Raw genomic sequence first — 14,826 nt, forward strand, 5'->3', positions numbered from 1 at the left:
ACCCACCCAACCAATCCAGCCCGTCCGGCGCTTGAGGACCCCCGAGAACCACCCACCCAACCAATCCAGCCCGTCCGGCGCTTGAGGACCCCCGAGAACCACCCACCCAACCAATCCAGCCCGTCCGGCGCTTGAGGACCCCCGACCCGCCCCAACCCACGCACGTGACCACCCCCGCCCCCGACCGTGAAACCATCGTCGTCCCACACGTGTGCGTCGAGGGAGTGATCGTGGAGGTCGAGCAGTTCGCCGTCGTGGTCGGGGAGCGCATGGGGCGCCCCCGCCGCAACGAGCGCCGATCCCGCGGCGAGCGCTTGTTCGACGCACTGCGCGAACTGGTCGAGGGCGGCGACCTGCTCCCCGAGACCAGGCTGCCCTCCGAGCGCGCTCTCGCCGAGGCGCTCGGGTTCAGCCGTGGCACGGTCACCTCGGCCTACCTCTCGCTGAACCGCATCGGCCTGATCGAACGCCGCCACGGCAGCGGCTCCTACGTACGCCCGGGCGGCCGGCCGACCTTCGCGCGCTGGCTGCGCGAGGGCGCCATCGTGGTCGACCTGGCCAAGGCGGCCGTCCCCGACGCCTCGCTGCTGCCGCACACCGCGCTGCGCGTCGAGGACCTGCTCGACGCCCGTCCGCAGGACGGGTACGCGCCGGCCGGCGACCCGCGTCTGCGCGCCCTGATCGCCGCGCACGAACTGCCCGCCGGGTTCGCCGCCGACGACATCGTGGTCACGTCCGGTGCGCAGCAGGCGATCCACCTGGTCGCCGACGCGCTGCTCGGGCCCGGCGACCGGATCCTGGTCGAGCCGACCACCTATCCAGGGATGCTCGCGGCCGGTTACCGGTTCGGCGCCGAGGCGATCCCGGTCCCTGCCGATCGCCACGGCTTCGACCCGGACGCACTGCGCTCGGCGATCCGTCGGCATCGCCCCGCGTACGTGTTCTCACTGCCGGTGCACAACCCGACCGGTGCGGTGGTCTCGGCCCGGCGCGCGAAGGCGATCGCCGAGGTCGCCGCCGAGGAGGGCGCGCTGCTCGTGGAGGACCGCAGCCTCGCCGATCTCGCCGACGGCCCGGTGGCCTCGGCAGCCGAGCACCTGCCCGAAGGCACGGTGTGCCTGGGCACCCTGTCCAAAACCACGTGGGGCGGTCTGCGGCTGGGCTGGGTCGCCGCGCCGACCGCCGTACGAACCCTGCTGATCGAGGCCAAACAGCGTACCGACCTTGCCTGTTCCACCCTCGACCAGCAACTCGCCATCCACCTGCTGCGCGACCCCGACCGGGCGAAGCGGGTGCGCGAGTGGTCCGCCACGCTGGCCGACCGCCGCGATCACTTCGCCGCCGAGCTCACCGAGCACCTGCCCGAGTGGGAGTGGACGCTGCCGCGCGGCGGCCTGTCCCTGTGGGCCCGCCTGCCCGGTGTGGACGGAGAGGAATTCGTCGCCACCGCCCTGCGCCACGGCGTCTCGGTCTCCCCCGGCGCGGTCTTCGCCCCACTCCCCGACACCGCCGCCGACCGCATCCGCCTCAGCTACGCCTGGCCCGAACCGGTCCTGTCCCAGGCGGTCGAACTCCTCGTGAAGGCCTGGCGCGAGTCCCGCTGATCACCCGGCCGACTCGGCCGACTCGGCCGACTCGGCCGACTCCAGCAGACCCCACCGGACGCCGCCGCGCACCGCACGCGGCACGCCGCAGTCACACACCACCGACGAACCGCCCCCACCCTCAACTCCCCTCCCCCGCAAGCCGACCCGGCCCCGCCCACCCGCACCGCGAGCGGCGGAACACCGCCATGTCCGCATGCCGGATCGGCACTAGTGGCTCAATACCGATAGGGCTAATGTGCCAGTCGTCAAGTGGCTCATCGAGGCATTCGTCAGCGATCCACTTGTCGGCAGACCCGACCGGCGCCGCCGCAGGGCACGAGCGCACGGCCGGACGCGACCACGCACGAGCACACGAGGGCGGGAGCAGCGATGGCACTGACCGAAGCGGATTGGATCTGGATGGGCGGCGCGCTCGTGCCGTGGGCCGACGCGAAGGTGCATGTCCTCAGCCACGGACTGCACTACGGCACCGGCGTCCTGGAAGGCACCCGGGTCCACCTCACCCCGCGCGGCCCCGCGGTGTTCCGACTCGACGACCACCTGCGCCGCTTCCGCGAAAGCGCGCACATCCTGGGCTTCGAGGTGCCCTACGAGTTGCCCGCACTGCGCGCCGCGACGGTGGAACTGGTCGCCGCCAACGGGCACTCCGAGTGCTACCTGCGCCACCTCGCGCACATCGGCTACGGCGAGATGGGCCCGGCCTTCCGGCCCGAGATGGCCGTCGACGTGAGCATTGCGGGGTGGGAGTGGCGCGCCTACCTCGGCAACGAGTCGGCCGAGCGCGGCATCCGCCTCGCGACCAGTTCGTGGCGGCGCAACGACCCGAACGCGCTGCCGCCCGCGGCCAAGGCCACCGCCGGCTACCTCAACTCGGCGCTCGCCAAGACTGCGGCGCTGCGGGCCGGTTACGACGAGGCGCTGCTGCTCAACGCGGACGGCTACGTCAGCGAGTGCAGTGCGGCCAACGTCTTCGCGGTACGCGACGGCATCCTGTACACGCCGCCCGCGAGCGCCGGCGCACTGCGCGGGATCACCCAGGACACCGTGCTCACGCTGGCCGCCGATCTGGGCCTGCCGGTCCGCGTCGAGAACCTGCTCCGCTCGGACCTGTACACCGCGGACGAGGTCCTGGTCAGCGGCACCGCGGCGGGCGTGGTGCCGGTGGCCTCGCTGGACGACCGCGAGGTGGGCACCGGTTCGGTCACCCGAAAGCTGCAGGCCGCCTACACCGCGGCGGTCACCGGTACGGACGAGCGGTACGCGCACTGGCTCACCCTCGTGCACCAGTGACCGCGGGCCGAACGGGTCGCACCGACTGCGCGACACGCCCCTAATGGGCGCAATTCCCCATATTGGTGTGGTTTTCCGGATATCTGTATATACGTCCCGCATACTCACATTCAATGGGAGATGACAATGCGCATCCGTACCACGCTGATCGCCGTCGCCGGCGCCGCCCTCTTCGCCTTCGCCGGTGCCGGTACCGCTCAGGCGAGCGGTCACGACGACGGCCTCCTGGTCGGCCACCGCACCAGTTCCGGCGTCAAGTTCTCGGACTGCGACGACGACGATGACAAGGGCCACCACGGCAAGAAGGGCCACCACGGCAAGAAGGATCACCGCGGCGACGAGTTCGTGGCGTGGCACGTCAGCGAGACGTTCGTCGCGATCCACTGACGTTCGCAACCGGCACCGCGATGGCCCGCCCACCCCTCGGGGTGGGCGGGCCATCGCGCTGTGTACGGTTCCGAACGGGCCGCCGACGGCCCGCGGGCATCGGCATGTCCCGACCATCGACCTTGACCTCAAGTCGACCTGAAGTCCTACGGTTTCGACATGCCGCCCGAGCGAACGTCGACGGGCCGCCTTCGGCACCTTGGACCGCACTCGGGGAGAACCGCCATGCACATCCCTTCGACCACCGCCGGGCCGGCCCGGCACCGGCCGGGCAGTGGGCACAATCCGATCGACCGCCCCGTCGAGGGGCACTACCGTCGAGGGCAGGACCCGCCTTTGCGACGCGCCGCCCTCGGCCCGCACCCCGAACCGGCGCCCCGCACGAGGCCGCTTCCACGACCGTGTACGGCTTGTGCCCCAGGTCGGCTGTACTCCCCCGACCCGAAGAGGACCTCGTGCTGATCCGATTGCTCCGCGCACATCTGCGCCCCTACGCCAAGCCGATCGGCCTGGTGGTGCTGCTGCAACTGGTGCAGACCCTGGCCGCCCTGTACCTGCCGACCCTGAACGCCGACCTGATCAACAACGGCGTGGTCAAGGGTGACACCGGTTACATCCTGCGCGTCGGCGCCGCGATGATCGGGGTGACCCTGGTCCAGATCGTGTGCGCCGCGATCGCGGTGTACTTCGGCGCCCGGATAGCGATGGGCGTGGGCCGCGATATCCGTGCCGCCGTGTTCAACCGGGTGCAGACCTTCTCCGCGCGTGAGGTCGGCGAGTTCGGCGCCCCGTCGTTGATCACCCGCACCACAAACGACGTGCAACAGGTCCAGATACTGGCTCTGTTCGCACTCACCCTGATGGTGTCCGCACCGATCATGTGCTTCGGCGGCATCCTGATGGCGGTCAACCAGGACGTCCCGATGTCCTTGTTGTTCCTGATCATCGTGCCCGTCTTGGTCCTGGCCGTCGGCTGGATCGTGCGCGCGATGCCGCCGCTGTTCCGGGTGCTTCAGGGCCGGATCGACAACGTGAACCGGATCATGCGGGAACAGATCACCGGGATCCGGGTGATCCGCGCGTTCGGCCGGGACCGTCACGAACAGGAACGGTACGCGGACGCCAATGCCGAGATCCGCGACGTGTCGCTCTCGCTCGGCCGGCTGCTGGCCTACATGTACCCGTCGGTCCTGCTCGTGTGGGAGACCTCGGCGATCGTGATCGTGTGGATCGGCGGCCACCGGATCGGCTCCGACGCGATGGACATCGGCGCGCTGATCGCCTTCCTGAGCTACCTGATGCAGATCCTCGCGTCGGTGATGATGGCCACCTTCATGACCATGATGATCCCGCGCGCGGCGGTCTGCGCCGACCGCATCACCGAGGTCCTGGACACCCGGACCAGCCTGACCGTGTCCAAGGCCCCGGTGACCGCGCTGCACGCGCACGGCCGCCTCGAACTGCGCGACGTGAGCTTTTGCTACCCCGGCGCCGAGGAGCCGGTACTGCGCGGCATAGACCTGATCGCCCGGCCCGGCGAGACCACCGCGGTGATCGGCAGCACCGGAGCGGGCAAGACCACGTTGCTGAGCCTGATCCCGCGCCTGCTGGACGTGACCGCCGGCGCGGTCCTGGTCGGCGGCGTGGACACCCGCGAACTCGACCCCGCCCTGCTGTCGCGCACGGTGGGCCTGGTCCCGCAGAAGCCGTACCTGTTCTCCGGCACCATCGCCTCCAACCTGCGCTACGGCAATCCGGACGCCACCGACGAGGACCTGTGGCGAGCCCTGGAGACCGCGCAGGCCCGCTCGTTCGTCGAGGCGCTGCCGGAACGACTGGACGCGCCGATCGCCCAGGGCGGCGGCAACGTCTCCGGCGGCCAGCGGCAGCGCCTGGCGATCGCCCGGCTGTTGGTGGTCAAGCCGGAGATCTACCTGTTCGACGACTCGTTCTCCGCACTCGACTACTCCACCGACGCGGCGTTGCGCGCGGCACTGCTCGCGGAAACGGCGCAGGCCACCGTGGTGATCGTCGCGCAGCGCGTGGCCACCATCCGGCACGCGGATCGCATCGTGGTGCTGGACGAGGGCCGCGTGGTCGGCACCGGCACGCACGGCGAGTTGATGGCCGGCAACGACACCTACCGCGAGATCGTGCTGTCCCAGCTCACCGAGGAGGAGGCGGCGTGACCACCACCGACGAGACCACCGAATCCGGCGATCGGACCGAGGTCGCGGTCCCGGAACGTCGTCCCGGCCCGCAGGTCGGCGGTGGGCCCGCCGCGCGCATGATGGGCGGCGCGCCGACCGAGAAGTCGATGCATTTCAAGGCCTCCGGACGCCGCCTGTTGGGCATGATGGCCCCCGAACGGGCCCGCCTGTACGCGCTGCTCGTGTGCGGGATCGCCGGTGTCGGCCTCGCGGTGCTCACCCCCCGGCTGCTCGGCAAGGCCACCGACGCGATCTTCACCGGCGTCGCCGGCGGCAAGGGCATCGACTTCCACCACGTGCGGATGATCCTGCTGGCCACCTTCGCCGTGGTGGTCGGTTCGGTGTTGTTCTCCTTGGCACAGGGCCGGCTGACCGCGACCATAGTCCAGCGCACCACCTATCGGCTGCGCGAGAAGGCCGAGACCAAGTTGTCCCGGCTGCCGCTGAACTACTTCGACAAGCAGCCGCGCGGCGAGGTGCTCTCGCGCACGACCAACGACATCGACAACATCGCACAGACCCTTCAGCAGGCGATGGGTCAGATCGTGCGCTCGGTGCTGACCATCGTCGGCGTGCTGGTGATGATGTTCTGGATCTCGCCGCTGCTCGCACTCGTGGCACTGGTCAGCGTGCCGACCTCGATCCTGGTCACCATGGCGATCGGCAAGCGCGCCCAGCCGCAGTTCATCAAGCAGTGGTCGAGCACCGGAAAGCTCAACGCGCACATAGAGGAGATGTACACCGGACACGCGCTGGTCAAGGTGTTCGGTCGGCAGAAGGAATCCGCCGAAATCTTCGACAAGCACAACGAGGCGCTGTACGCGGCCGGCTTCAAGGCCCAGTTCATCTCCGGTCTGATCCAGCCCGCGATGGCCTTCGTCGGCAACCTCAACTACGTGCTCGTCGCGGTGATAGGCGGTCTGCGGGTGTCCTCGGGCGCGATGACGCTGGGCGACATCCAGGCGTTCGTCCAGTACTCGTACGAGTTCAACGGGCCCGTCACCCAGGTCGCCGCGATGTCCAATCTGCTCCAGTCCGGGGTCGCCTCGGCCGAGCGGGTCTTCGCGCTGCTCGACGCCGAGGAGCAGTCCCCCGACCCGGAACCGCCCGCCCGGATCGAGAAGGTGACCGGGCACGTCGCCTTCGAGAAGGTCTCCTTCCGGTACGACCCGGCCAAGCCGCTGATCGAGGACCTGGATCTGGAGGTGCACCCGGGCCAGACGGTCGCCATCGTCGGACCCACCGGCGCGGGCAAGACCACGCTGGTCAACCTGCTGATGCGGTTCTACGAGGTGACCGGCGGCCGGATCACCGTGGACGGTGTGGACATCGCCGGGATGGCCCGCGAGGACCTGCGCGCACCGATAGGCATGGTGCTTCAGGACACGTGGCTGATCGGCGGCACGATCGCTCAGAACATCGCGTACGGCGTCGGCGAAGTCTCGCGCGAGCGGGTGGTCGCGGCGGCCAAGGCCACCCACGCGGACCGCTTCGTGCGCACGCTGCCGGACGGATACGACACCGTGCTCGACGACGAGGCGGGCAATCTCAGCGCGGGCGAGAAGCAACTGCTCACCATTGCCCGGGCGTTCCTGACCGAGCCGCAGATCCTGGTGCTGGACGAGGCGACCAGTTCGGTGGACACCCGCACCGAGGTGCTGATCCAAAAGGCGATGAACTCGCTGCGTCGGGGCCGGACCAGCTTCGTGATCGCACACCGGTTGTCCACGATCCGGGACGCGGACGTGATCCTGGTGATGGAGTCCGGCTCGATCGTCGAACAGGGCACGCACGACACGCTGTTGACGGCCGACGGTGCCTATGCGCGGCTGTACGCCTCGCAGTTTGCCCAGCCGGCGGCGGAGATCGTGTAGTTCGACCGGGTGTGCCCCGAGGCCGCGTGCCTCGGGGCATCCGCGCGTGGGGCCGTGCTCACGTGCCGGACGCCCGCTTCGCCGCAGGCGTGGCGCCGGCGCCACGGTTGCCGGACAGGACCAGGCCGACCAGGAGTTGGCCGACGGCGGTGACCGCGAGTGCGGCCATCGGTACGGTCCAGCCGCCGGTGGCGCCGTGCATCAGGCCGAGCGCGAACGGGCCGGTCGCGGACGTCGGCCCGGGCGCATAGGCTCGACGGTCATGATCTCGGCTCACCCGTCCGACTCGTCCGACTCGTCGAGTCCGCCCGGCCGGGCGGACTCACTGGCCACGGTGCAGCGCTCGATGGGCGATCCGGCGATCACCTACCCGCTGTGGCCACCGCTGGTGTCCGGCTGCCCGCGAACCGGTACGGACGAGGTCGCCTATCCGGTCGAGGTGGACTACGCCTACGACCGGGTCGACCCCGAGCTGTTCGCGCCGACCGGGCGGGGCGCCGGATTGGCGCGCTGGGCCCCGCTGTTGCCGCCGCTGCTCGGACCCGGCCTGGGCGAGGGCGATACGCCGCTGATCGACCTGGGCGACGGGGTGTACGTCAAGGACGAGTCGCGCAACCCGACCTGGAGCCACAAGGACCGGATCAACCGCTGCACGGTCTCCGCCGCCGTCGGGGTCGGCGCAGCCGGCGTCGTGGTCTCCTCCTCCGGCAACCACGGCGCGTCGGCGGCGGCCTTCGCGGCCCGGGCCGGGCTGCCGGCCGTGGTGCTGGCATCGACGGGCGCGCCGCCGGCCGTCGAGTCGTTCCTGAACGCGTACGGCGCGACGGTGCTCTCGGTGCCGGCCGAGGCGCGCTGGGGCCTGATGCGCGAGATCGTCGACCGCCTCGGCTTCCACCCGCTGAGCAACCTCACCACCACCCACACCGGCCACGCCTTCGGCCCCGAGGGTTACAAGACCATCGCTTACGAGATCCACGCCGAACTGGGCGTACCGGCGGCGGTGTTCGTCCCGACCGGCTACGGCGAGCTGCTGTTCGGCGTCTGGAAGGGTTTCGCCGAGCTGCGCCGCCTCGGCCTGACCGACCGCACTCCGCGGATGTTCGCCTGCGAACCGGCGGCGGGCGGACCGCTGGCGAAGGCAATGCGCGAGGGCGTACCGGCCGCACGCGTCCGGGTCGGCCCCACCGCCGCATACGCGATCGACTGCCCCGTGAGCGGCTACCGCGGCGTGGTCGCGCTGCGCGCCGGCGGTGGCCGGGCGCTGCTCGTCACCGATGCCCAACTGGCAACGGCACGCGCCGAGTTGGCCGGACAGGGCCTGTGGGTGGAGACGTCCGCCGCGGCCGGCCTCGCGGGCCTGCGCGCGCACGGCCCGTGTGCCGACGGCCCGGTGGTCTGCGTCGCCACCTCCAGCGGCTTCAAGGACCTGGACACCGGCACCCGCTCCCCGGACCCGATCGACCCGACCTGGCCGGCCGTCGAGCGCCGGCTACGGGCGGCGGGGATGGTTTCCTAGCCGCCGCGCACACACCGCGGTCCCCACACTCGCCGGGCGGGGTGGTCCGACCCTCGGTGGTGGCTCTCACCGAGCGGCACACACGACCCCTATACCGTCCCCATCCGCTTGGTCACCGCGATCTCGATCACCACGCGTTCCGGGTTGACCCGCGGCTCGCGGTAGCGCTCGGTGTAGCGCCGGACCGCCTCGGCGACGGCCTCGGGGTCGCGGTTGATCGTCGCGATGCCCTCCAGCGTCGACCAGCGGCTCCCGGTGACCTGGGAGATCGCGACACGCGCTCCCGGCCCCGCCGCAAGCACGTTGCGGACCTTCTTGCTGGCCCCGTGCGAGATGACCCGGGCGATCCCGGACACCTCGTCGTACGTGGCCCCCACGGGGACCAGGTGCGGCGTCCCGTCGGGACGGTGGGTGACCAGCAGACACAGGTGTCGTTCCTGCCAGAAGGCCTGGAAATCCGGGGTGGTGGTCGGCGGAACGTGCAGCGTCATCGAGATCAGGTCTTTCACGATCGGGCCTGCCGGGGTCGCGAGACCCTTCCGGGCCCGCCGCCCAGCAGTATGACCTCCCCCGCCGCAGGCCCCCGCACCCCGGCCCGCACACCCCGCGGGCCGGCCCGTCGCCGCCGACCCTCAGTCGCCCCGATAGACCTCCGACATCGCCTGCGCCTGCGCGTACGTCGGCGCGCCGGCCGGTCCCGCAGCCTCGTCGTGCGCAACCGCCCACGCAAGGTCCACCGCGCTTTGCACCGCGACCCGGAACAACAGCGACCCCGTGCTGATCCGCCGCACACCCAGCTTCGCGAGGCGGGCGCGGGACAGGCCGGTGGGGCTGTACAGGATGTTCAGCGGCGCGTCGGTGGCGCCCACCAGGGTCTCGATCGCGGCCTCGTCCTGGATGCCCGGCACGAACACGCCGTCCGCACCCGCCGCCCGGTAGGCCCGGATCCGCCGCACCGTCTCGTCGAGCGAGGCGGTCGGGCCGCCCGCCCAGTACGTGTCCGTGCGCGCGTTGACGAACAGTGTCGGCGCGGCCGCCTTGACCGCGGCGATCACCGCGACCTGGTGGTCCGCGTCGGTCAGTGTGCCGTCGGCACGCCCGTCCTCGATGTTGACGCCGGCCACCCCGGCCCGCACCAACTCGACGCCCAACGCCGCGACGTCCTCCGGCCGCTCGGCGAAGCCGCCCTCGATGTCGATGCTGACCGGAACCGGCAGCCGCGCGATGCCCACCCCGAGGCGCACCGTCTCCTCGCGCGTCCCGCCGACCCCGTCCGGCTTGCCCGCCGCGATCGCGACCCCCAGGCTCGTCGTCCCGATCGCCGGGAACCCGCGCTCGACCAGCGCCGCAGCCGAGGCGTGGTCCCACGCGTTGGGCAGCAGCAGCGGCGCCCCGGTTTGGTGCAGGGCCCGGAATTCCGCGAAGCGATCGGCATTGACGGCCTGGTTCGTGCTGCTCATCGAGCGTGCCCTCCGTATCGACGACGACCGCGCCGAACGCGGCCGAACCCTGCCGATCCTGCCCCACCCGCCCACACCGGGCATCCGTTTTGCCGACCTGCCCGACCAAGTCGCCCAACCACACCAAAAACTCCGAATCATTGCCTTCCCGGCGAAACGGGCAGCGGGATCACCCCTTCGAGGCCGCCGCGTCCGGCTGCGGTAGCGTCCCCGCGAGAACGAGGGAGGCCCGATGCTGCTGCACGAGATCCTGGTCGACGCGGCTCGGGAGGTACCCGACCGCACCGCCCTGATCGTCCCCGCCCACACCCCGCGCAGGCCCGCCGACCCCGCTGCGGCCGAGCCCACCGTCTGGACGTTCGCCGAGTTGGCCGGCCACTCCCGCGCGCTCGCCGGCACCGTCGCGCGGCGGACCTCGCCGGGAGCCCGGGTCGGGATCCTCGCGCACAACCGGGCCGAGTACGTGGCGGCCTACTACGGCGTCCCGTGGGCCGGCCGAGTTCTGGTCCCGCTCAATCCCCGGCTGCACCCGCGCGAGTGGGCCGATCAGTTGGCCCGCTCGGGCGCGGAACTGCTGCTCGGCGACGCGGAACCGATGGCCCGGCTCGACCGACCCGAGGTCCCGTGCCTGGAGTTGGGCGAGGCCTTCGCCGAAGCCGGCGCAGGCGAGCCCGAGTTCGCCCCGGCCACCGACGAGACCGCGCTGACCTGGCTGCTGTTCACCTCGGGCACCACCGGCCGGCCCAAGGGCGTCCGGCTCACCCATCGCAGCCTGACCGCTGCGATGCGCACGTCGCTGGCATGCCGCCCGGTCGACCCCGACGCGGTCGTGCTGACCCCCTTTCCGCTCGCACACGTCGCCGGCTACCAGGTGCCGGCCCACCACCTGGCACGCCGCCCGGTGGTCGTCCTGCGCCGCTACGAGCCGGCTGAACTGGCGCACGTCATCCGCGAGTTCGACGTCACCAACCTGTCCCTCGCGCCGACCATGATCGATGCGCTGCTCGACCACGTGCACGAGGGCGACGGGCTGCGTGAGCGTATCCGCTCGATCAGTTACGGCGCCTCGCCGATCACGCCCGACCTGATCCGCCGGGTCGACCGGCTGCTCGGCTGCGCCCTGGGCCAGGGCTACGGAATGACCGAACTCTCCGGCAACGCGGTGTTCCTGAGCGCCGCCGACCACCGCCCCCAGTTGTACGCGGCGGCCGGTCGGCCCGGCCCGGGCGTCGAGATCACCATCGTCGACGACGCGGGCCGACCACTGCCCACCGGCGCCACCGGCGAGATCTCGGTCCGCTCCGAGCAGGTCGCGGACGGCTACTGGCAGATCGACACCGGCGAGTTCGCGAACGGCTGGTTCCGCACCGGCGACCTGGGCCGGTTCGACGCCGACGGCTACCTGTACGTCCTGGACCGCAAGAAGGACGTGATCATCACCGGCGGCGAGAACGTCAGCGCCCGCGAGGTGGAGGCGGTGTTGCGTACCCACCCGCACGTCCGCGACGTCGCGGTGGTCGGTGAACCGGACACCCGATGGGGCGAGCGCGTGGTGGCGGTGGTCGTCCCGGCATCGGGTCGGTCGCTCGACGCCGACGCGCTCGTCACCCTGTGCCGCGCGCACCTGGCCGGCTTCAAGGTCCCGCGCCGCGTCGTGTTCACCGACGCCCTCCCGGTCACCGGCACCGGCAAGGTCAGCAAGCCCGCCCTGCGCGAACAACTCGCGGAACGCATCCCGGCCGGCCCCTGACCAGGGGATCGGCGGCGTGTGTCAGTCGGCGGCCGTCGACCGCCACCCGGACACACCACACGCCTACCCGTCGACTTCACCCGACTCGTCTGAACCGGCAGGACCGGCGGAATCGCCCGAACCGCCGGCACCGGCGGCCACCGGCCGAATCTCATAGGCGCAGTGCGGTGCCCCCGCCACCATGTGGCTGACCCGCCGCACCTCGGTGTCCGGCAACGCCTCCCGCAGGAAGGCCAGTTCCGAGGAGCACGCGATGCCGCACCGGATCGCCACGTCGAAGATCGCGCAGTTCTGCTCGACGATCAGCCACCCGCCGCCGTCGGCCAACGGTTCCGCACCGGCCAGGTAGCCGTCCTCGTCCAGGATCGCGGCTATCGCGGCCACCCGATCGGCCAGGCCCGGCGCGGTCGTCCGGGCCCGGGCCCGTTCCAGGCGCCGCTCGCGCCGGCGGTCGAACAGCCGGTCCACGAAGCCGGGTTCCTCGGCCTGCGCGGTCTCCAGGAGGTCGCCGACCAGGTCGCCGTAGCGCCGGGGGAACAGGTTCTCCCCGGCCTCGGTCAGCCGATACACGTGCTTGGGCCGGCCCGGCCCGAGCCGAACCTGCCGATGGGTCACGTAGCCCTCGGCGACCAGCCCGGCCAGTTGCTGGCGCATGCCGCTCGCGGTCATCCCGACCGCATCGGCCAATTCCTCCGCGCGCAGTTCGCCCGAACCCTTGAGGTGCCGCAATATCTCGCGCCGGGTCTGGGGCAGCAGTGCGAACGCGTCCTGCTCGGTCATCGCTCGCCCCTCTCGTCCACCCCGAGTGCGTGCTCGTGTGCGTTCGCCGACGCCGGCGTGCCCGCCAACGCCGGACAGGGCCGCACGGGGAGCACCCGCGCGACCCTGGACCGAACGTCGTTCCTCAGGCGCCCTTGGCGGCCGCGAGGCGGGTGGCGACGTCGTCCCAGTTGAAGACGTTCCACACGGCCTTGAAGAAGTCCGCCTTGACGTTCTTGTACTGCAGGTAGAAGGCGTGCTCCCAGGCGTCGATCGCGAGCAGCGGCACGGTGCCCTGCGGGATGTTGCCCTGGTGGTCGTAGACCTGGGTGACCACGATGCGCTGCGAGAGCGGTTCCCACGCGGCGACGGACCAGCCCGAACCCTGCACGGTCATCGCAGTCTGCGTCATGTGCGCGCGGAACTGCTCGAAGCCGCCGAAGTCGACGCCGATCTGCTCGGCGAGGTCACCGGTGGGCTCGCCGTTGCCGGTCGGCCCGAGGTTGGTCCAGAACAGGCTGTGCAGCACGTGACCCGACACGTGGAAGGCCAGGTCCTTCTCCAGCTTGGAGATGGTGCCGTAGGCCTCCTTGTCGCGCGCCTCCGCGATCTGCTCGAGGGCGGTGTTGGCACCGGTCACATACGCCGCGTGGTGCTTGTCGTGGTGCAGCTCCATGATCGCGCCGCTGATGTGCGGCTCCAGGGCGGCGTAGTCGTAGGTGAGGTCGGGGAGCGTGTAGACGGTGTCGGCCACGGGAGTTCCTCCTGCGCAGTGGTTGCGGTGACGTTCTCGACCCTATGCTTCTCGGCGGAGACCAAGCAAGTTAGGCAAGACTCAACTGTCCTAACCGGAGGCCCTCGGTCCACTCGAAGCACCCGAAGGAGTTGACGATGCATCAGCAAGCCGCCGAAACCTTGGACGAAGCGTTCGAACGTCTACATCGCACCGGTTCCGAGTTCGACGACAAGTTGTCCAATCACGGGCCGATGGCCGTCGAGGCGCTCGTGCACTCGGGCCAGTGGGAAGCCGTGCCCGCTTGGCTGGACGTTTACACCCACCGGCTGGAACCGCCGACCCGTCCGACCGAACGGATCGCCCGGGACGCGTGGCGCGAGGCACTGGGCGACCGCGCCCGCGACGGGGACTGGATCCAACTGTTCACCGACGAGATCGCCGAACAGCCGTGGCGCGAGGTGCTCGCACTGTGGTGGCCACGCCTGCTCCCGGGCCTGCCCGGCGGCGCCACGCACGGCGTGATCCGGGTCGGACACGCGGTCCGCGCGCTGCTGGAGGCGGGCGAGAGCCCGGTCCGGCTCGCCGAGTTCGCGCACGCGATGGCGTATTTCGCCTCCAGCAACCAGGCACTGCCCGAACTGCCTCGGCTCGCGGGGGGCCGCACGCCATTCGACGCACTGGACGCCGTGCCGCCGCTGCCGGTAGGCGAGAAGGGCCACATCAGCCGACGGCTCGACTTCCTGGCCGGCTGGGACCGCTGGCTGACCGCGACCCTGTCGGTGCGCACGGCCGAGACCCCCGAGGAGGCGCAGTCGCTGCTCGCGGACACGGTGCACGCGGCCACCCTGCGCTACCTGAGTCGCGGACACGGGAGCGCCGTGATGAACGTGCACGGCGTGACCGCTCCCAGTGCGGTGCTGCGGGTGCTGCCCGCACTGCCGACCGAGTTGTGGATCCCCTCGTACACGGCCGCGTGGGCCACGAGCAGCGCGGTCTTCGCGGTGTACATGGCCCGCGAGGACGCGCCGGACACACCCGCCCCGGCGGCCGATCCCGGCACCGCGATGGAGAGCGCGCACGCGCACGGCGACGAGCACGTGATCAAGCTCGTGGACACCGCGACGGACGTGTACGCACGCTCCGGAGACTCGCGGGCGTTGTCCGCCGGTGTGCTCGCGGCCGGCTTGGTGCGGCCGCTGCGGGGGTGACCGGGCGGGGCGAGTCACGCGACACGCCC

The 14,826-nt window shown here is 71.2% G+C and carries 13 protein-coding genes; 8 read left to right on the forward strand and 5 right to left on the reverse strand.

The annotated features are described in order from the left end of the window. The first annotated feature begins 164 nt into the window (after nucleotides 1-164). The 5 genes from ABZS54_RS01830 (at nucleotide 165) to ABZS54_RS01850 (ending at nucleotide 7,368) form a co-directional block, all read left to right on the forward strand. Nucleotides 165-1,604, forward strand: a complete 1,440-nt coding sequence (locus ABZS54_RS01830) for a PLP-dependent aminotransferase family protein (RefSeq protein WP_355529653.1) — start codon at nucleotides 165-167, stop codon at nucleotides 1,602-1,604. Between the two features lie 372 nt (nucleotides 1,605-1,976). Further along, nucleotides 1,977-2,897 carry a branched-chain amino acid transaminase gene (locus ABZS54_RS01835; protein ID WP_355529656.1) on the forward strand — a complete coding sequence of 307 codons (921 nt, stop codon included), beginning with the start codon at nucleotides 1,977-1,979 and terminating at the stop codon, nucleotides 2,895-2,897. 126 nt (nucleotides 2,898-3,023) lie between these two features. Beyond that, the gene (locus ABZS54_RS01840) at nucleotides 3,024-3,284 is read left to right on the forward strand and encodes a hypothetical protein (protein ID WP_355529659.1); all 261 of its coding nucleotides are present in this window, start codon (nucleotides 3,024-3,026) and stop codon (nucleotides 3,282-3,284) included. A 455-nt stretch (nucleotides 3,285-3,739) separates the two neighbouring features. Further along, nucleotides 3,740-5,473 carry an ABC transporter ATP-binding protein gene (locus ABZS54_RS01845; protein WP_355529662.1) on the forward strand — a complete coding sequence of 578 codons (1,734 nt, stop codon included), beginning with the start codon at nucleotides 3,740-3,742 and terminating at the stop codon, nucleotides 5,471-5,473. A 101-nt stretch (nucleotides 5,474-5,574) separates the two neighbouring features. After that, a complete protein-coding gene (locus tag ABZS54_RS01850; RefSeq protein WP_355529976.1) occupies nucleotides 5,575-7,368 on the forward strand; it encodes an ABC transporter ATP-binding protein in 1,794 nt (597 codons plus the stop codon). A 58-nt stretch (nucleotides 7,369-7,426) separates the two neighbouring features. Here ABZS54_RS01850 and ABZS54_RS01855 read toward each other — a convergent pair whose 3' ends face one another. Next, on the reverse strand, nucleotides 7,427-7,645 hold the full coding sequence (locus tag ABZS54_RS01855) for a hypothetical protein (protein WP_355529665.1): 219 nt from the start codon (nucleotides 7,643-7,645) through the stop codon (nucleotides 7,427-7,429). On the opposite strand from ABZS54_RS01855, the gene ABZS54_RS01860 reads away from it, so the two are divergent. Further along, entirely contained in the window at nucleotides 7,631-8,884 is a 1,254-nt protein-coding gene (locus tag ABZS54_RS01860; protein WP_355529668.1) for a pyridoxal-phosphate dependent enzyme, read from the forward strand. The two genes, ABZS54_RS01855 and ABZS54_RS01860, sit on opposite strands and share 15 nt — an antisense overlap. An 89-nt stretch (nucleotides 8,885-8,973) precedes the next feature. On the opposite strand, the gene ABZS54_RS01865 is transcribed toward ABZS54_RS01860, so the two are convergent. Further along, nucleotides 8,974-9,375 carry a TIGR03618 family F420-dependent PPOX class oxidoreductase gene (locus ABZS54_RS01865; protein ID WP_355529979.1) on the reverse strand — a complete coding sequence of 134 codons (402 nt, stop codon included), beginning with the start codon at nucleotides 9,373-9,375 and terminating at the stop codon, nucleotides 8,974-8,976. A gap of 141 nt (nucleotides 9,376-9,516) precedes the next feature. Further along, nucleotides 9,517-10,344, reverse strand: a complete 828-nt coding sequence (locus ABZS54_RS01870) for an isocitrate lyase/phosphoenolpyruvate mutase family protein (RefSeq protein ID WP_355529671.1) — start codon at nucleotides 10,342-10,344, stop codon at nucleotides 9,517-9,519. A 232-nt stretch (nucleotides 10,345-10,576) separates the two neighbouring features. Between ABZS54_RS01870 and ABZS54_RS01875 the strand changes: the two genes are divergently transcribed. Further along, entirely contained in the window at nucleotides 10,577-12,094 is a 1,518-nt protein-coding gene (locus ABZS54_RS01875) for an AMP-binding protein (protein ID WP_355529673.1), read from the forward strand. 63 nt (nucleotides 12,095-12,157) lie between these two features. Here ABZS54_RS01875 and ABZS54_RS01880 read toward each other — a convergent pair whose 3' ends face one another. Both ABZS54_RS01880 and ABZS54_RS01885 read right to left on the reverse strand, forming a co-directional pair. Further along, nucleotides 12,158-12,874, reverse strand: a complete 717-nt coding sequence (locus tag ABZS54_RS01880) for an ArsR family transcriptional regulator (protein ID WP_355529676.1) — start codon at nucleotides 12,872-12,874, stop codon at nucleotides 12,158-12,160. A gap of 124 nt (nucleotides 12,875-12,998) precedes the next feature. Next, nucleotides 12,999-13,607, reverse strand: a complete 609-nt coding sequence (locus tag ABZS54_RS01885; protein ID WP_020549884.1) for a superoxide dismutase — start codon at nucleotides 13,605-13,607, stop codon at nucleotides 12,999-13,001. 137 nt (nucleotides 13,608-13,744) lie between these two features. Here ABZS54_RS01885 and ABZS54_RS01890 point away from each other — a divergent pair, with 137 nt between their 5' ends. Continuing rightward, nucleotides 13,745-14,797, forward strand: coding sequence for a questin oxidase family protein (locus ABZS54_RS01890; RefSeq protein WP_355529679.1), 1,053 nt, complete (start codon nucleotides 13,745-13,747; stop codon nucleotides 14,795-14,797). Nucleotides 14,798-14,826: the final 29 nt, after the last annotated feature.

Source organism: Embleya sp. NPDC005575 (assembly GCF_040605455.1).
Classification (GTDB): Bacteria; Actinomycetota; Actinomycetes; order Streptomycetales; family Streptomycetaceae; genus Embleya.